Source organism: Pseudomonas wuhanensis (genome assembly GCF_030687395.1).
In the GTDB taxonomy this organism is placed as follows: domain Bacteria; phylum Pseudomonadota; class Gammaproteobacteria; order Pseudomonadales; family Pseudomonadaceae; genus Aquipseudomonas; species Aquipseudomonas wuhanensis.
In genome coordinates this window covers 4096112-4113546 of sequence record NZ_CP117430.1, presented here as the reverse complement: position 1 = coordinate 4113546, position 17435 = coordinate 4096112, and the positions used below count along the sequence as shown (strand labels likewise).

At 58.3% G+C, this 17435-nt stretch carries 19 protein-coding genes; 11 read left to right on the top strand and 8 right to left on the bottom strand.

Going from position 1 to position 17435, the window contains the following annotated elements; all coding sequences use genetic code 11:
• Positions 1–55: 55 nt before the first annotated feature.
• Positions 56–832, bottom strand: a complete 777-nt coding sequence (locus PSH88_RS18825; RefSeq protein ID WP_305422034.1) for an ABC transporter substrate-binding protein — start codon at positions 830–832, stop codon at positions 56–58.
• 538 nt (positions 833–1370) lie between these two features.
• Here PSH88_RS18825 and PSH88_RS18820 point away from each other — a divergent pair.
• Together PSH88_RS18820 and PSH88_RS18815 are read left to right on the top strand one after the other, a co-directional pair.
• Positions 1371–1793, top strand: coding sequence for an RDD family protein (locus PSH88_RS18820; protein WP_305422033.1), 423 nt, complete (start codon positions 1371–1373; stop codon positions 1791–1793).
• A gap of 42 nt (positions 1794–1835) precedes the next feature.
• The gene (locus tag PSH88_RS18815; protein WP_305422032.1) at positions 1836–2222 is read left to right on the top strand and encodes a hypothetical protein; all 387 of its coding nucleotides are present in this window, start codon (positions 1836–1838) and stop codon (positions 2220–2222) included.
• Between the two features lie 82 nt (positions 2223–2304).
• Here PSH88_RS18815 and PSH88_RS18810 read toward each other — a convergent pair whose 3' ends face one another.
• Positions 2305–2847 (bottom strand): DinB family protein, encoded by a 543-nt coding sequence (locus PSH88_RS18810; RefSeq protein ID WP_305422031.1) that lies wholly within the window; start codon positions 2845–2847, stop codon positions 2305–2307.
• A 313-nt stretch (positions 2848–3160) separates the two neighbouring features.
• Between PSH88_RS18810 and PSH88_RS18805 the strand changes: the two genes are divergently transcribed.
• Positions 3161–3736 carry a hypothetical protein gene (locus tag PSH88_RS18805; protein ID WP_305422029.1) on the top strand — a complete coding sequence of 192 codons (576 nt, stop codon included), beginning with the start codon at positions 3161–3163 and terminating at the stop codon, positions 3734–3736.
• Between the two features lie 96 nt (positions 3737–3832).
• Here the strand turns inward: PSH88_RS18805 and PSH88_RS18800 are convergent, their stop codons facing one another.
• The 5 genes from PSH88_RS18800 to pdxR form a co-directional block, all read right to left on the bottom strand.
• Positions 3833–4174: a hypothetical protein gene (locus PSH88_RS18800; protein ID WP_305422027.1), complete on the bottom strand. Its 342-nt coding sequence runs from the start codon at positions 4172–4174 to the stop codon at positions 3833–3835.
• An 86-nt stretch (positions 4175–4260) separates the two neighbouring features.
• Entirely contained in the window at positions 4261–4506 is a 246-nt protein-coding gene (locus tag PSH88_RS18795; protein ID WP_305422026.1) for a hypothetical protein, read from the bottom strand.
• A gap of 56 nt (positions 4507–4562) precedes the next feature.
• The gene (locus PSH88_RS18790) at positions 4563–5828 is read right to left on the bottom strand and encodes an MFS transporter (RefSeq protein ID WP_305422025.1); all 1266 of its coding nucleotides are present in this window, start codon (positions 5826–5828) and stop codon (positions 4563–4565) included.
• 38 nt (positions 5829–5866) lie between these two features.
• Positions 5867–6937: a sugar phosphate isomerase/epimerase family protein gene (locus PSH88_RS18785; RefSeq protein WP_305422024.1), complete on the bottom strand. Its 1071-nt coding sequence runs from the start codon at positions 6935–6937 to the stop codon at positions 5867–5869.
• Positions 6938–7048: 111 nt separating this feature from the next.
• Positions 7049–8551: a MocR-like pyridoxine biosynthesis transcription factor PdxR gene (gene pdxR, locus PSH88_RS18780; protein WP_305422023.1), complete on the bottom strand. Its 1503-nt coding sequence runs from the start codon at positions 8549–8551 to the stop codon at positions 7049–7051.
• Positions 8552–8786: 235 nt separating this feature from the next.
• On the opposite strand from pdxR, the gene PSH88_RS18775 reads away from it, so the two are divergent.
• The 7 genes from PSH88_RS18775 (at position 8787) to PSH88_RS18745 (ending at position 15186) form a co-directional block, all read left to right on the top strand.
• Complete coding sequence (locus PSH88_RS18775; protein WP_305422021.1) at positions 8787–9767, top strand: quinone oxidoreductase family protein; 981 nt, start codon at positions 8787–8789, stop codon at positions 9765–9767.
• A gap of 14 nt (positions 9768–9781) precedes the next feature.
• The gene (locus PSH88_RS18770) at positions 9782–10630 is read left to right on the top strand and encodes a TauD/TfdA dioxygenase family protein (RefSeq protein ID WP_305422019.1); all 849 of its coding nucleotides are present in this window, start codon (positions 9782–9784) and stop codon (positions 10628–10630) included.
• Positions 10631–10717: 87 nt separating this feature from the next.
• Entirely contained in the window at positions 10718–11770 is a 1053-nt protein-coding gene (locus PSH88_RS18765; protein WP_038980143.1) for a beta-keto acid cleavage family enzyme, read from the top strand.
• Between the two features lie 92 nt (positions 11771–11862).
• Positions 11863–13194 carry an MFS transporter gene (locus PSH88_RS18760; protein WP_305422018.1) on the top strand — a complete coding sequence of 444 codons (1332 nt, stop codon included), beginning with the start codon at positions 11863–11865 and terminating at the stop codon, positions 13192–13194.
• The gene (locus PSH88_RS18755) at positions 13191–13856 is read left to right on the top strand and encodes a DsbA family oxidoreductase (protein WP_305422017.1); all 666 of its coding nucleotides are present in this window, start codon (positions 13191–13193) and stop codon (positions 13854–13856) included. The genes PSH88_RS18760 and PSH88_RS18755 overlap by 4 nt, the downstream gene beginning before the upstream one ends.
• Positions 13853–14179 carry a Rieske (2Fe-2S) protein gene (locus PSH88_RS18750; RefSeq protein WP_305422016.1) on the top strand — a complete coding sequence of 109 codons (327 nt, stop codon included), beginning with the start codon at positions 13853–13855 and terminating at the stop codon, positions 14177–14179. Before PSH88_RS18755 ends, PSH88_RS18750 begins: the two co-directional genes overlap by 4 nt.
• Positions 14176–15186 (top strand): YeiH family protein, encoded by a 1011-nt coding sequence (locus PSH88_RS18745; protein ID WP_305422015.1) that lies wholly within the window; start codon positions 14176–14178, stop codon positions 15184–15186. The genes PSH88_RS18750 and PSH88_RS18745 overlap by 4 nt, the downstream gene beginning before the upstream one ends.
• A 242-nt stretch (positions 15187–15428) precedes the next feature.
• On the opposite strand, the gene PSH88_RS18740 is transcribed toward PSH88_RS18745, so the two are convergent.
• Positions 15429–16481 carry an AraC family transcriptional regulator gene (locus tag PSH88_RS18740; RefSeq protein WP_305422014.1) on the bottom strand — a complete coding sequence of 351 codons (1053 nt, stop codon included), beginning with the start codon at positions 16479–16481 and terminating at the stop codon, positions 15429–15431.
• Positions 16482–16837: 356 nt separating this feature from the next.
• On the opposite strand from PSH88_RS18740, the gene PSH88_RS18735 reads away from it, so the two are divergent.
• Positions 16838–17404 (top strand): RBBP9/YdeN family alpha/beta hydrolase, encoded by a 567-nt coding sequence (locus PSH88_RS18735; protein ID WP_305422013.1) that lies wholly within the window; start codon positions 16838–16840, stop codon positions 17402–17404.
• Positions 17405–17435: the final 31 nt, after the last annotated feature.

Sequence of the window (17435 nt, the reverse complement as noted above, 5' to 3'; positions counted from 1 at the left end):
AGACAAGCCAAAAATGGCACCCGCAAAGGCCGGCGCCAGGGTTTCGGGTAACGGCTTATTCGCCGTAGATATTGAAGGCGAAGTACTTGGCCATCACTTGCTGGTACGTGCCATTGGCGCGGATGGCGTCAATGGCGGCACTCAGGCGTGCAACGTTCGCACTGTCGCCTTTGCGCACCGCGATCCCGGCGCCTTTGCCGAAGTATTTCGGGTCGTTGATGTCCGGCCCCACCAGAGCGAAACCTTTACCTATTGGCGTTTTGATAAAGCTCTCATCGGTGTTGACGATGTCGGCGAGCGTGGCGTCCAGGCGACCTGATGCCAGATCGAGGAAGGCTTCATTTTGTGAGGAGTAGCGCACCACTTCGACGCCGACTTGCGCCAGCTGCTCGGTGGCGAAACGGTCGTAGGTCGAGGCGCGTTGCACGCCGACTTTCTTGCCTTTGAGATCGACCAGCGGGTCGTTGATCACGTTGCCGGTCTTCATCGCGAACTTGCCCGGCGTGTGGTAGTACTTTTTGCTGAAGTCGACCGACTTCATACGGTCTTCAGTGATCGACATCGACGACAGTACCGCATCGATCTTGCGCACTTTCAGCGACGGGATCATGCCGTCGAATTCCTGGATGACCCATTCGCATTTGACCTTCATCTCTGCGCACAGAGCGTTGCCGATGTCGTAATCGAAACCACTGACATTGCCCTCCGGCGTCTTGAAGGAGAAGGGCGGGTAGGCGGCTTCGATGCCGATACGCAGGCTGTCGTCGTCGGCGTGTGCCAGCAAGCTTGCGGCGCACAGTGCCAGGGCACCTAGAAGTTCTGTCTTGTTCATATTGTTGACTCCTTGGATGGGCTTTTGGGGGGTACGGGGTCTGCCGTCCGATCTGGCGAAGTGGACTGTCCTGATAATTTGCGAGGGTATAAATGACATAAAATATTTCACAAATCAACAGTGTGAAAATAAACATATCAACGCGGAGCGCGGATTCATGGCCGTACCTGGTCATGGGCGGCGAAGGTGTGGCGTTAGCTTTTGGCTCAGAGTGGCAGGGAGAAGAGGTAGATCTTCAGCATGATCGCGGGGGAAGCAGGCTAGTCAGTTTGTCTCTGTCATCTGTCCAGAGCACCGCGCACGTTTTCCGCGACATCGGCCGATTCGCGCTGATTGACCCAGTTCGACAGCTCCAGGATGGCGGCTTCGAACGCGGCCAGAGCCGTTACATACCTCAGCCCAATCGGCGGATGGATCGGCTAGCAAGTAGATGCTGTGGTGGAGATTAGGCGAGCAACGCTTTGTGAAATGACGTAATTCAATGTTGCTAACGTGGTGCCGATACTCCTGTATCCATATACCAACGGAGTGACAACGCATGGAAATCAGCAGCACTCAAAGCAAGTATCAGAAGCCCAATAACCTGGCTGGACTGGGACGTCGGTGGGGAGGACAAATGATTGACTCTATAACCACCCTCTTTCTGTTCTACGCCGTAGGGCTAGCAGCCGAGTTTGTTGGTTTACCGCCAAGCGTGGTCGGCATTCTGGCTTTAGGCTCAGGTGTGGCGTATTACCTGTTTTCCGATGCAATGCCGAACGGTCAAAGCTTGGGTAAAAAGCTGCTGGGGATGTCAGTGATTGATGAGCAGAGCTACCTTAACTGCAATCTTTATCAATCTTTTATGCGCAACATCACCACGCCGTTTCTGAACATTTTTGACTGGATATTTATTTTCTTTGGCTCACGAAAACGGCTTGGTGACATGCTCGCATCTACGATCGTGATCCGATCCAAGTAAAGATAAATACTACGGTCCCCACTTTCAGGGCGAGGAAGAATCATGCGGGTTTTGGTGGGAGTAGTAGGCGTTCCAGCTTTGGCATTGATGCTTCTATCTTCGAATGCTGGAGCGGAAACAATCAGGATTTCAGGGGTGCCGGGCGGGTGCGAGCAGCCTGCTTTGACGGCAGCTTACATAATGCATGGCAGGCAGTACGAGCTTCCCATTGAAGAGACCAAGTCGCTCATCGCCGACTACGATCCGGTTAAAGATGAAACAGGACTGACCAAGACAATGTTCTCTGCTGCTGAGCTTTATCCAGTGGAGGAAACAAAGGAGGGCAAGGAAGCCTCAGTGAAGCAGTTTTCCACTTTTTTTCGGGTCTTGTGCTTTGATGCTCATAGAAAGATGCAGCAGGCAAATCAAAAGCAGGGGAGCGAACAATGAACATGCGGATTTTGATAGGGGTGGTGGCCTGAAACTCCGCATGTCCTGATGTGAAAAGACCCAGTCTAATGTTGCGGTTTTGCTAAGTGCGTGACTCGGATGGAATCAAAACGACTAGATCCGTATCGCCTACGTCGACACCCGCCTGCGAAAGCAGAGTTGTAACTTGGCCGCGATGATGGGTCTGATGGTTAAAAAAATGCATGACCAGGCTGTAAAAATCCTTATCGGACACTACACCCTTCATGTTTGCATAATTGAAGGGGCCATCTAAATCGGACTCCGTAATGGATTGAGCCCATTTAATGATTATTCGGTCGAGCCATTCTCGATACGCTGAGAACTCTCGAATATTAGAGAACAACCATTGATCGAGGCTTTTCGGATCAGGAAGCTGCCTCACCGGCTCCAGTGCCAAGTGGTTCGTTGGGTGCTTGGCAAATCGCTTCAGCCAGATCGTATCTCCGACTGCTAAGTGGTTCAGAGTTCCGAGAATAGAGCCAAAAAAAGCTTTCCGGTCTGCCGATAGCTCTTCATCGGACAAGCCCTTGGCTGCTGCATAGACCTTGGCGCTCATCCACTCGTTATAGGTCGCCATCAGACAGATATGGCTAGTGCGGCTCATTGTGTTCATCCTTTGAATAGATATTTGATAAGCGATCCACGCTCATCCAAAAGCCCAGTCTAGTGCTGGGCTTTTGTGTTTCTGGCAGCTGCATAAAACCTGGGCGGGCCAGGCTGGATTTTAGCAGAGACGGTGTCCACATCGTTTGATGCGGCGGCTGGCCTTCAAAATTTCATCCACTCGAGTTGAGGTGCTGCTTCCAGATGGATGGCTGAGCATGTAACTTGTTGATACAAATATGAATCTGTATCATTTAGTTTCAAATCAAGGGTGCGAGGGAGTGCATTGCCCATATAAAAATAAGGTCCAGGTAATGCTCAAAATGCTACTCGTGTATGGTCATCTGATTGCCACCTGTATTGCTCTGGGGAGGGTGTTACAGGCGGATCAAAAGCTATGGAGCTGGCGCAAGGATGTGTTGAGTGAGTTTCAGCGTGAGTATCTCGACGAGACTCAAAAAATTGTCATGCTCGCGTTATTGGCTCTTTGGGGAAGTGGCTTGCTGCTGGTGCTTCAGGGTTACCTCTATGAGGGGAGCGCGTATCTGCTCAATCAAAAGCTCTGGGCCAAGGTGAGTGTTGTCGCGCTGCTTAGCCTCAATGGCGCCTTGTTGCATCGGATCGGTTTTCCGCTGCTGCAGAAGGCCCCCTTTGTCTCGTTACACAACTCCGCCCGCACTCGCCTTGCTCTCTTGGGCGCTCTCTCTATGAGCGGTTGGTTATTTGCCGCTTTCCTGGGGGTAGCTCGTGCGTGGAACAACCTACTGCCTTACTTGCATGTGATGGGGGCTTTTGCCGTGTTCTCGTTGCTTGCTTGTGTAGTGGCGCTGATAGTCGCCAGTGCAGCGGGCGCCAGGGGAGATGAATGGTCACGTACTGGTAGCAAGTGAAGCCAGGTGGCGCCGGACGTTGAACTACGAGCACTCTTCGCGCGGCGAGATGCGCAGGGCCAGGTAGAGCGCAGGAAGATTCAGGTTGCGATGCCTCTATACCCGAATTCCTGCTCCACCCTGTGCAGCTTGCAGTGCTCGCTCCTCGGTCAGCGGCATGAAAACTGGCTCTGTGCCGCTGGCGTGCAGGTAAAGGAAGTAGTGCCCGGCATCATCTAGCACTACCCGGTACAGCTCCGATGACCGGTAGATGTCTCCGATTGAAATGCTTTCTTTGAGGATTTCGAACGACCTGACCCCATGCTGTCGCATTGTGGTTTCAAAGGCTTCGTAAAGACCTTCTCTCCGGCGTCGGTTGTTTCGAGCATTCAGGTTAAAAGAAACCACCATCAGCACAGCAAAAACGAGAAGGACTAACACGGCTGCGCTTGTTCGCATGTGTGGAACTCCATTCAGAGGTGAGGGGAGTTTAGTCGCTCTCAATAGGCGAACAATGTGCCGCAGCCAAGTGCGGCACGGGCGGATCAAGAGGTTGAATACTCGATATACAGCCTTTCGAGCGCCTCTTTGTACTTATCTCCCTTTAATGTTTTTTTCAGCACGGCCAGGGCTTCGAGCGCTGAAGCCGCAGCCAGCGCCTCGTTTTCTCCCCGGTAGGCGGCGCGCAGCCTGGCTGCTTCAATTATCGATTCTTCAGTCGTTGGCATGTTATTGCCCTCGAAGTATTGAATCTCACTGATAGTCGCAACCCTCAACGATTTCAAGCCCAAGGTGAGAGCTCCACCGTAAGGCCTTGGCCTGTTCAGTAAAGGCGACGATTACCCGATCAGCTTTGCGCCGCGCTAACCGCACCGATTGCCGTGGATTTATTCTGAACGGTCTTGTACAGCAGGCTGGACACCATGAATCCAAGAATGGCCAACAGACTCATCAAGCTGAAGACGTAGTTGTAGCCTTGCTGACCCGGGAAATGATCGAGGATTGCGCCGTAGATGACGTAAGCGAACATGCCCGGTGCGTAGCCGATCAGGCAGCCGATACCGAAGGCTGAACCGGTGATGTGCGAAGGGATGCCGACTTCACCCATGGGCGCCCAGAACACGCCTCGCATGGAAAATACAATCAGCGCGAAGGACAGTGTGGCTGCCATGCCCGCATAGATAAAACCCGGGCTTTTCGGGATCAGCAGGATGACGCCCATCAGCGGCAGCAAGGCCAGGAATGCCCACTTCAAATAGCGGCTGGTGCTCTTGAACTGCTTGTCGGCAATGAAACCACCGGCGGGGCCGCCGAGGATCTTGAGGAAGTACTGATTGATGATGCCGTAGGCGCCCACCAGTGCCACGGGCAGCCCGTACATTTCCTTGAGGTAGGGAATGAAATAGGTCAGGCCACAGTAGACGATGTAGACCATGAATACGTTGAGGCTGACCAGCCAGATGCCCGGCACCTTGATGGCTTCGAGCAGGTTCGACAAACCGTTCTTCGGCTTGGCAAGCGTCTGCGCGCTGCCGCCCTTGAGCAGGAACCAGGTCAGGGTTCCGGCAAGAATGTCGATGACCGAGTAGAAGAGGATTGCCGATTTCAGACCGGTTTCACCGGCGCCCATGGCGACGAAAACGCCCAGCGCCGAAAAAGCCACAAGCGTATCAATGACGCCACGCCCACCTTCCAACAGTCCAAACAACCGACCCTGTTCCTGATCGTCACCCAGATTGCGGATGGCCTTGAGCAGCGAGGGCCAGAAGATGCAATCGGCGCAGACGGCCAACAGGCTGAACACGATCAGCAGATTACTGAAAGGCGGAAAGGTCGCCAGATACAGCCCCAGGCCGCCGGTACCGATCAGGCCGATGGGGATCAGTTTGCGCGTGTCGTAGCGATCGGCAAGCAGGCCGCCGACGACAAACAGTGCGGTGGCGATGATGGCGTTGGCGCTCAACAGCATGCCGATTTCAGTGTGGCTCAAGCCCATGAATTCTTGCATGGGGATGTAGAAGGCGTCTTTGAGGTTCGCCAGTTTGTAGATGGTGCCACCACCGAGGATGAGAATCAGGAATCTGAGCCATTTGGCCTTGTCACGAGTTGTCATTATTGTTCTCCAGGCGTAATCGAGAAGTAACGTCAGGTTCAGGCGTTTTCGCGGGGGGCGAGGGTCAGTTCAGCCAGGGTTCGGAACTCGGCCAGCAGGCCTCGCACATACGCGACCTGGTTGTTCGCCCAACGGTGTTCGTCGGCGAGCATTCGTTCGAGCGAGTAGCCGTCCGGGAGTGGTGTGTCACTCATGTCCCGGTACGCAATGAACGGATCGGCAGCCTCAGAGGTCTGGCGGAACGCCGGGGCGACGTAGTGGTTTTCCTGCTCAAGAATGAACGCGATCACTTGCGGGGTTGAGTCGCCGAGCATCAACAGTTCGAACAACATGCGGGCGCTTGGCAGGTCGTCTTCGTCGCTGCCCTGGAGCACGCCGTAATGGCCGAAGCCGTTGTGCTCGGGGACGATACGCACACCCTTGAGGTGGGTCTGGCGTATGTGCGGCGCGAGGGTCCGCAGCGCCGGTAGTGGCTGTTCGCACGCATTGATCATGTTGCCGAAGTCGAACAAGGCATGCAGCCGTGGGTGGTTCAGCCGGCTCAGCAGTTGCGCGATCTCGGCGCTCTTGAGTTCCTCATGCTGCTCGAAGTCGAAGAACAGGTCGTGCTCGTCTGCCTGCTGCGCGAGGTAATGCAGGTCTGACTCGATTACGTCCATGACCCGGGACAGCGTCCCCTCATAACGTGAGTAAACGCGGATGTTGCGGACCGCAAGCGCTCTGGCAATGGCGATCACCTGATCGACATCTTTTTTCAGTGTGCTGCTGATTTCCAGGTGCACATCCAGTCCGAGTGCATTGGCCTTGTCGGCAAACACCTGCAACTGCGCGGGTGTCATTTGACTCAGGCTGTTTTCCTCGCCGTCGAGCAAATGCAGGCTCAGACCCTGCAGCTCGTGGCGATAGGCGAAGTCCAGCAGGTCGGCAGGCGTGACGCGGCCGTGGGTGAGGTTGGTCAGCAAGGGATAGGCATGCGCAAACAAGCGCATCTGCCCAAGGCGGTCGAGCAGTTGGCGGGCCAGTGCTTCAGTCAGTAAGGGAGGTGTTCCGGCCTCGGCAGCCTTGTGGCTGAGCAAGGCATTGAATCGCTCTTGGATCTTATTGTTCATTCGAGTCGTTCCTGGTCAGACGCCGGGTCTACCGGCGCAGCCTTTATCGCGCCAGTCAGGAACTCTCGATAGATCCATTATCAGTTAAATCATAAGACCACTTGCCTTGCTTCAAGTGGCCTGCAGGTACCCCATTTTGCTCAAGGCCCGCGCCAGCGCCTCGACGCGTTCTTGCGCCTGGCCCTCAGGCGTACCGGCGAAACCGATGAGCAGGGCAGGTGGCAAAACATGCTCAAGGCAGTAGTCGCTCAGGGCATAGGTGTGGATGTTGTGCCGGGCCAGTTCCCTGGCGATCACGCCGTCATCAAGCGTGGGTGGCAGCCAAGCGATCAAGTGCATGCCGGCTTCCACCGGGGTGATGTTGAAGAAGCCGCCCAGCTGTTGCTGAAGTTGCTCGAGCAGTGCTTGCTGGCGAGCCTGGTACAGCGCACGCATGCGGCGAATATGGCCGATGAAGTGGCCTTCGCGCATGAAGTCCGCCGTTGTCGCCTGGAGAATCGTGGGCGGGCTGCGATCCATGACCGCGCGCAGGGTACAGAAGGGTTCGACCAGGGCTTGCGGCAAAATCACATAGCCCAGTCTTAGTGAGGGGAAGAGCACTTTGCTGAAGGTGCCAATGTAGATCACTCGAGCCATCCGGTCCATGGCGTAGAGCGCGGGGAGGAGGCGGCCGCTGTAGCGAAACTCACTGTCGCAATCGTCCTCGATGATCCAGCTTTGATACTGCGCGGCCCAGTCGATGAGTGCCTGTCGCCGCGCATAACTCATGGTCACGCCCAAGGGATGCTGGCGAGAAGGCGTGGTAAACACCAAGCGGGCGTCAGGGCACTCGGCCAGGCCTTGCTGAATATCTATTCCTTGTTCATCGATCCGCAACGGGACCACCTGAGCCCCCTGGGCCTGCAACGCAATGCGCGCCGCGATGTGTCCTGGGTCTTCCATCCACACGCTGTCCTGCGGATTGAGCAACAGCATGCCCAACAGGTTGAAGGCTTGCTGGGCCCCTGAAACGATCACCACCTGCTCGGCACTGCAATCGATGCCACGGGCATCAAAGACGTACTCGGCAATCGTCGTGCGCAAGGCCTGTAACCCTTGCAGTTCGCCATAGCCAAGCATGGCCTTGGTCGGCTTGAGCAGGTGGCGGTTCATCAAACGCCGCCACACCGCGAGCGGGAACGCGTCGTAGGTGCTGTGGCTGGGCAGAAATGAGGTGGGGGTCGCTGGGTCCCAATCGGTATAGGAAACCCCGCGAAAGTGACTACTGCGCAACGACAGCATGGACTGGCTCAGGTCGGACAGGCGCGGTGGCTGGCGCTGCTCTTCGTCGGCAATCCCTCGGCTCTCCCACTCATTGCCGACATAGGTGCCCGCCCCGGTGCGCGAGGCCAGGAAACCTTCGGCAATCAGCTGATCGAATGCATTGAGAATGGTGATCCGCGACAGCGCCAATTCTTTGCTCAGGGTTCGCGTCGACGGCAGGCGCACCCCCCCTTGCATTTTTCCGCTGAGAATCTGTTTGCGAATCTGCAAATAGAGTTGGCGGTACAGGGGAATGGCGCTGGCACGGTCCAGCTCAATAGCCGACAGCAGCAAACCTGCAGGGGATTTCATCACATGCTCGTCTGGAGGGGAGGTGGTTTGACCTGGAACACCATCATACCGAGGTGCGCAGGGTATCGAGAGGCACTGGATTAGTCATCCACTACAGGCGTGAGGCAACGTGCATTGTCATGAAATGAAAAGCCATTGTCGTCTGATGAGAAGCGACTCGCCAGACGGCGCCCTACAGTCCAATCAGCGCAATTCGACGCAGCACGCCCAACTTGAGACTGGAGAATAAGAAAAAATGGCCAAAGCCGTACGCTTCTACGAAACCGGTGGTCCCGAAGTCCTTCGTTATGAAGAGGTCGACGTCGGCGATCCCGGTCCAGGCCAGGTTCGTCTGCGCCATGTGGCGGTTGGCCTGAACTATGCCGATACCTATTTTCGCAATGGCACCTACCCGATCCCGATGCCCAATGGCATGGGGGTCGAAGCTTCGGGTGTGGTCCAGGCCATCGGCGAAGGGGTGACCAATGTACAAGTGGGTGATCGCGTCACCTACACCGGTTTTCTCAATACATTGGGTGCCTACAGCACCGAGCGTCTGATCCCGGCCGCGCCGCTGATCAAGCTGCCGGAAACGATCAGTTTCGAGACCGCCGCGGCCATGACCATGCGCGGCCTGACGTCCTCGTACCTGATGCGGCGTATTTACGACTTCAAGCCCGGCGACAGCATTCTGCTGCATGCCGCTGCCGGTGGTGTAGGCCTGATTGTTTCGCAGTGGGCCAAGCTGCTCGGTCTGAATGTCATTGGCACCGTGTCCACCGAGGCCAAGGGTGAAATTGCCCGGGCTCATGGCTGCGAGCATGTCATCAACTACAGCCATGAAGACGTCGCCCAGCGCGTTCGCGAGTTGACGGACGGCGTGGGGGTCAACGTGGTGTTCGACAGTGTCGGCAAGAACACCTTCATGGGCTCCCTGGATTCGCTCAAGCGTCGCGGTTTGATGGTGTGCGTCGGCACGGCATCCGGTCCGATTCCGGCCTTTGATCCGGTCCTGCTGGCGATGAAGGGTTCGCTGTTCATGACGCGTCCGGCCCTGGCCGATTACATCGCCAACCCGACGGAAAAAGCCGTGTTGGCGGGCGAGTTGTTCGACCTGGTCGGCAGCGGTCGGATCAAGATCGAGATCAACCAGCACTATGCTTTGCAGGATGCCGTGCAGGCCCATCGCGACCTGGAATCACGCAAGACCACGGGCTCATCGATTTTCGTCATTTAAGGGAGTTGTCTGCCATGAAAGTCGAACAATTGACCTGCAGCATTGGCGCGGAGCTGGTGGGCGTCAACCTTGCCGACGCGGTGCATGACGACGGTCTTTTTGCCGAGATTCGTGCTCAGCTGCTCAAGCATCGGGTGGTGTTCCTGCGTGATCAGGACATCACTCGCGCCGAGCATGTGGCATTCGCCCGGCGCTTTGGCGAACTGGAGGATCATCCGGTGGCCGGCAGTGATCCGGATCATCCAGGGCTGGTGCGCATCTACAAGCGGCCGGACCAGCCGATGGACCGCTACGAAAACGCCTGGCACACCGACGCGACCTGGCGCGAGGCGCCGCCGATGGGCTGCGTGCTGCGCTGCGTAGAGTGCCCTCCGGTGGGCGGCGACACCATGTGGGCCAACATGGTCGAGGCCTATGCGCGCTTGCCGGAAGACGTGAAGGTGAAGATCGCCGACCTGCGCGCGCGCCATAGTATCGAAGCGAGTTTCGGTGCCGCCATGCCGATCGAAAAGCGTCTGGCGCTCAAGGCGATGTACCCGGATGCCGAGCACCCGGTGGTGCGCACCCACCCGGAAACCGGGGAGAAGGTGCTGTTCGTCAACGCCTTTACCACCCACTTGAGCAACTACCACACCCCCGATCGGGTGCGCTTCGGCCAGGACGCCAACCCGGGGGCAAGTGAGCTGCTGCGCTACCTGATCAGCCAGGCCTACATCCCCGAGTATCAGGTGCGCTGGCGCTGGAAACCCAACAGCATCGCCATCTGGGACAACCGCAGTACCCAGCACTACGCCGTCATGGATTACCCGCCGTGCCATCGCAAGATGGAACGCGCCGGGATCATCGGCGACAAGACTTACTGATCGACCGCCGCTGCATTCGCTCTCGTAGACACGCCTGCCCGGCACGATCCCGGGTGGGCGCAACAATCATAAGAACAGGAGTAACTCATGCAATTCTTCGACGATTCCCTGCACCCGGAAAACATGGAAAAAGTAGTGATCACCGTGGCCCCGTATGGCCCCGAGTGGATGCCGGAAGACTTCCCCGAGGACATCCCGCTGACCATGGACGAGCAGGTGCAGAAGGCGGTTGATTGTTATGAGGCGGGTGCCACGGTATTGCACCTGCACGTGCGTGAATTGGACGGTAAGGGTTCCAAGCGTCTGTCCAAGTTCAACGAGTTGATCGCCGGCGTGCGTGAAGCCGTGCCGGACATGATCATCCAGGTCGGTGGTTCGATTTCCTTCGCCCCGGAAAGCGATGGTGAAGCGGCCAAGTGGCTGTCTGACGATACGCGCCACATGCTGGCCGAGCTGACGCCAAAACCGGATCAGGTCACGGTGGCCATCAACACCACCCAGATGAACATCATGGAGCTGCTGTATCCGGAATACCTGGAAGGCACGTCCCTGGCCAATCCTGCCTATCAGGCGGCCTACAGCGAGATGACCGTACCGGCGGGCCCGGCCTGGGTCGCCGAGCACCTTAAGCGTCTGATGGACAACGGCATCCAGCCGCACTTCCAGCTGACTGGCATGCATGCCATGGAAACCCTTGAGCGTCTGGTGCGCAAAGGCGTCTACAAGGGCCCGTTGAACCTGACGTGGATCGGTATCGGCGGCGGTTTCGATGGCCCCAATCCGTTTAACTTCTTCAACTTCATCCATCGCGCGCCAGACGGTTGCACCTTGACCTCCGAGTCGCTGCTCAAGAACGTCATGCCGTTCAACACCATGTCGATGGCCATGGGTATGCACCCGCGTGTGGGCAATGAAGACACTATCATTGATCACAAGGGCGATCGTTTCGGCTCAGTTGCGCAGATCAAGCAAACCGTACGCATCGCCCATGAACTGGGTCGCGAAATCGCCACGGGCAAAGAAGCCCGCGAGATCTATCGCATCGGCGTGCAGTACCAAAGCATCGAAGAAACCTTGCTGGCCAATGGCATGGCCCCCAACCGCAAGGCCGGGCAGAAAGGTGTGCCGCAACGCGGCTGATCGGCAGGCGAAGCGGGCGGTCAATGGCCTCCCGCTCGCTGCACTGCAACACGCTTGATAACAACAATAAAACAAAGCTTTGAGGAGGCTGCATGGCCTTTCACCCAATCGCTGCAGACGATGATGACTGCAGTGGCGTCGGCGTTACGCGCACGTACGCCTGGATCGTCTTTGCACTGACGTTCGGCTTGTTGATTTCCGATTACATGTCGCGTCAGGTATTGAACGCGGTGTTCCCGATGCTCAAGGGCGAATGGGCCCTGAGCGACGGTCAGCTCGGCCTGCTCAGTGGCATTGTCGCCCTGATGGTGGGGCTGCTGACCATTCCCCTGTCATTGCTGGCGGATCGCTTCGGCCGGGTCAAGAGCCTGGCGCTGATGGCTTTGCTGTGGAGTCTGGCGACGCTGGGCTGCGCATTGGCGCAGGACTATCAGCAGATGTTCATTGCACGATTCATGGTCGGCGTCGGCGAAGCAGCGTACGGCAGCGTCGGCATCGCGGTGGTGATTTCGGTGTTTCCCAAACACATGCGTGCAACCCTGGCCAGTGCCTTCATGGCGGGCGGCATGTTCGGTTCGGTATTAGGTATGGCGCTGGGCGGTGCAATCGCCGCCAAGCTTGGCTGGCGCTGGTCGTTTGCCGGCATGGCGCTGTTCGGCCTGCTGCTGGCGGTGCTTTACCCGGTCATCGTCAAGGAAGCACGTATTGCGCCGCAACGTGCCGCTCAGGCGGCGAACAAGGCAGCTGCCGCGGTCAAGCGTCCGTTGCGTACGCTGTTTTCCAGCCGCTCGGTGATCGCTGCCTACATTGGCAGTGGCTTGCAACTGTTCGTCGGCGGCACCGTCATTGTGTGGATGCCCAGTTACCTCAATCGTTACTACGACATGGCCACCGACAAGGCGGGCGGTGTCGCGGCGATCATCGTGCTGTGCAGCGGAGCGGGGATGATCCTGTGCGGCATGCTCAGTGATCGACTGTGTCGCCATTCGCCGGAGCGCAAAGTCGCTTTGGCCATCGCTTATTGCCTGGGCAGTTGCCTGCTGTTGTCGGCGGCATTCGCGCTGCCGGCAGGGCCTGTGCAATTGGCGCTGATCTGCCTGGGCATGTTGATTGCCGCCGGCACGACCGGCCCGTGCGGAGCCATGGTTGCCAACCTGACCCATTACTCGGTCCATGGCACAGCGTTCGCCACACTGACCCTGGCCAACAACATGCTGGGGCTGGCGCCTGGGCCATTCATCACCGGCAGGGTGTCCGATCTCATCGGTTTGCAGGCTGCTTTTCAGTGGGTGCCACTGGTCAGCATCGTGGCTGCGGCCGTGTTTTTTTATGCCAGGTGTCATTACCACAAGGACATCGCCCGGCTTCGAGGCGAGCAAGTCCTCGATTCGATTGGCAAAGCGGCGTTAGAGGTGAAGTTATGAGTGGTCGTTTACGTATTGATGTGTTTTTCGATTTCATCTGCCCGTGGTGCCTGATCGGCAAGCGTCAACTGGAGCGCGCGCAAGACCTGCTGCGATTACAGCAGCCCGACGTGGAAATCACGACGGTGTGGCACGGGGTGCAATTGCTGCCGCAGCTGCCGGCACTGGGTGGGGTTTTCGCCGATTTTTACCTCAAGCGTCTGGGCAGTCCTGAAGCCGTAGCGATGCGCCAGGCCCAGGTGCAGCAGGCTGCGATGGCGGTGGGTGTGCCCATCGATTTGAGCCGCATCGCCCGCATGCCCAATACCGCCGACGCCCATCGCTTGCTGGAGCGTGCGAGCGTACTGGGCAATAGCGCCCAATGCGATGTTTTGCTTGAGCGTTTGTTCGCGGCCTATTTTCAGTTGGGTGAAGATCTGGGCTGCCAGGAGACCTTGCTCGCCATCGCCCAGTCGTGTGGTTTCGACCCTGATGCCATGGTCTCCTTCCTGCAAGGCGACGGTGATCCTTACGTCGGCAACGAGGCGGGAGCCGCCAGTGGCGTGCCCAGTTTTCAGTTCGACCATCGCCTGACGATGGTGGGCGCACAACCTGCCGAGGCACTACTTGCCGCCATGTGCGAGGCCTTGCTTGAAAGTCATCGCGGGTGGCAACCGGTATGAGCCATCGTGTCCCTGTGCCTGCCGGAAAACTCCCGCAGGCGGGTGGTCGTGCGCTGTTCGAATTCGATGGCAAAAGTCTGGCGTTATTCAACGTTGAAGGTGACCTGTTCGCCATTGACGACAGTTGCCCGCACCAAGGCGCCTCGCTGTGTGGCGGGCGCCTTGAGGGGCGGGTGATTCAGTGCTGCGCCCATGGCCTGCGCTTCGATCTGCGCAGCGGTTACTTGCTCAATTCAACCCAGCTCAAAGTCGCCAACTACCCGGTCGAGATCATCGACGGCCAGGCATTCATCGTTATCGTTCCCGAGGAGTCCGTGCCATGAGCGCTATCGCGCTTACCCGTATCCATAGCCGAACGCGCGAACTGGCGCCGGGTTTTGTCGTCAGCCTGATCGTGGCGGCGGCCGCGTCCTTTTTGTCCGAGCATTACGGCGCGCCGGTGATGCTGTTTGCCTTGTTGTTGGGCATGGCGCTGAACTTCCTGGCCGGTGACGGCGCCTGCAAGGCCGGCATCGAATTCACGGCCCGCACGGTGTTGCGCATTGGCGTGGCGTTGCTGGGCATGCGCATCACGCTCGAACAGATTGCCGCGCTGGGCTGGAAGCCTGTAGCGCTGGTGGTGATTGTGGTGGTGGTGACGATTGGCGTCTCGGTGATCGCGGCCAAGGCCCTGGGATTCCAGCGTTTGTTCGGCATGCTCACCGGTGGGGCCACCGCGATTTGTGGTGCATCGGCGGCGTTGGCGCTGGCGGCGGCATTGCCCAACCATCCGCAGAAAGAACGCGCGACATTATTCACGGTGATCGGAGTGTCGGCGCTGTCGACCCTGGCGATGATCGTGTACCCGATGATTGCCAACTGGCTATCGTTGTCGCCACAAGTGGCGGGCGTGTTCTTGGGGGCGACCATCCATGATGTCGCCCAGGTGGTCGGTGCCGGTTACAGCATGTCGACCGAGACCGGCGATACGGCCACGGTGATCAAGCTGATGCGCGTTGCCATGCTGCTGCCGGTGATCGTCTGCGCCGCGATGATTACCCGTATGCAGGGCGCCGACCCGGCTGGCAAACGACCGCCGCTGCTGCCATGGTTTGCGGTCGGGTTTCTGATTCTGGCCTGTATCAACAGCACCGGTTGGATAGCCCCGGTGGTGCAGGGTTCGGTCAATGAATTGTCGCGCTGGTGCCTGGTGGTTTCCATCAGTGCCCTGGGCATGAAGACCCAGCTCAAGGAGTTGGCGGCGGTGGGCATCAAGCCGATCCTGCTGATGGTGGGGGAGACGGTGTTCCTTGTCGTGCTGGTGCTGTTGCTGCTGCGCTGGGGAATGTAGGCACACAAAACTGTGGCGAGGGAGCTTGCTCCCGCTGGGGTGCGAAGCAGCCCCAAAACCGTCGCCGCGTACTTTCTGAAAAAATGCAGTGGCCTTGGAAGAGGGGCGCTTCGCACCCCAGCGGGAGCAAGCTCCCTCGCCGCAGGACTCCTCGCCGGTGTCACAGACACCGGTTCTTTTGCGGCGACTGTACCAGCAGTCGCCGCTTTTTTTTTGCATGCCCAGCGTCTGTTGCGTCCGGTTCAGGGTTCGATGGAGCCGGGCAGGGTGGTCAGGTCCGGCGGTGCCTTGGCGGTGTGCTTTTGCGCGCTGCGCCATGCGGCGGGCGGCATGCCGAACTGGGTGATGAACCAGCGTGTGAAGGAACTCGCCATGGAGTAGCCGAGCATGTCGGCAATGCGCCCCAACGAATAATTCGGGTTTTCCAGGTAGCGCAACACCAGGTCGCGACGCACGTCGTTGATCAGGTCGTTGAAGGCGCAGCCGTCGTCTTTCAGGCGACGTTGCAGGGTGCGTACGTTCATGCCCTGGGTCTGGGCGATCTGCTCGATGGTGGCGCGCCCCATCGGCAGCAGCAGGTAGATGGCTTTGCGCACCTCGAACAGCATCGATGGGCCCTCATGACTCAGCAGCGAGTCGAGGTAACTCTGGGCGTAGCGCGCCATGGCCGGGTCGGCATTGGGGTTGGTCACGTCGAGGCTGGCGTCGGAGCAGACAATGCCGTTGAACTCGCTGCCGAATTCCAGCTTGCAACCAAACAGGCGGCGATGCAGTTGCAGGTTGTCGGGAGGCTGGTGCGTGAAGTTGACGCTGTAAGGGTGCCAGTGGGTACCGAGCAGGGCGGCGCACAGGCGGAACATCACCCCGATGGCCAGTTCATTGGCTTGTCGGCAGGGCATCGGCGATTCAGTAACCACCTCCTCGCGAATAATCACCATCTTGCCGGCCTCTTCGATGAAGAGGGCCAGCGAGTCGTTCATCAGATGACGGTAATGCACCAACACTTGCAACGCATCACGCAGCGTTCGCTGGTGGCTGAGCAGCAGGCTGACCACACCGAAGTCCGAGAGCTGACGCGACTCGGCCATGCTCAGGCCGAAGCTCTGGCAGCCACTGGCGGCGGCCGAATCTTCCAGCAGGCGTACGGCGGCATCGATGGGGATGCGGTGTTCGGGCGCTTGCAACAGGGCTTTGCTCAGGCCGACGCTAGCCAGCACATCGCGCGGGTTGAACCCCAGGTATTGGGTGACCTCCAGGTAGTTGGTCAAGACGGCGGCGCGAACGAGCTTGGGCATGCGAAGGTCTTTCCTGGGCCGGTTGCGATTCAAATGAGCGTGGCGACTATATCCAGCACATCAGCAATTGAACAGTTGTGAGGTTGTCGAGGGCGCTCGCCCAATTCTTTCCAGAATCACCTCCGTTGTCGTCGAGCAATCAACGCTCACCCCTTGATTACAGTGACCCGCAGAGAACCTGCCGGGATTTACGACCAATGGTCGGCGCGTGCCGATCCCTGGAAATTTGTCATGAAAAGAAAAGTGCCTGACGTCCAATGAAAAGCGCCCCGGGTGGGCGCTCTTTAATGTCAGTCCTACAAAAAGCCCCTGGCCAATAGAGCCAGTCGAGTCATCGAGAAAGCGAAGGTGTTGAAGTGGACAAACTGCTAACTGCCGCAACCGTTCTGATCGTACCGGGCCTGCGCGAGCACGTTGCCGAGCATTGGCAAACGCTGCTTGAGGCAAGGCTCTGCAAGGTGCGCAGTGTGCCGCCGCTGGAAACCGACAAGCTCGATTGCGCCAAGCGGGTCGAAGCGATTCAGCACGCGCTGGAGCAGATCGACGGGCCGGTGATTCTGGTTGCTCACAGCGCCGGAGTGCTGATGGTCGCGCACTGGGCGGCGCAGCACCGTCGGCCAATCAAGGGTGCGCTGCTGGCGACGCCTCCGGATCTCGATGCTGATTGGCCGCAAGGCTACCCATCCGCTGAAACCCTGCGTACCCAGGGTTGGAGCCCTCTGCCAAAAGGGCCACTGCCGTTCCGCAGCCTGGTGGCCGCCAGTACCAACGACCACCTTGCCAGCCTGGACGCTGCCACTCGCCTGGCTGAAGGCTGGGGCAGTGAACTGCTCAATATGGGCGAGGTGGGTCATCTCAATCCAGCTGCAGGCTTTGGCCACTGGCCTCAAGCCGAAGCACTCATCCTGGAACTGGATCGCTAATTCAGGCGCCGGTTGGCCCCAGCCATCCGGC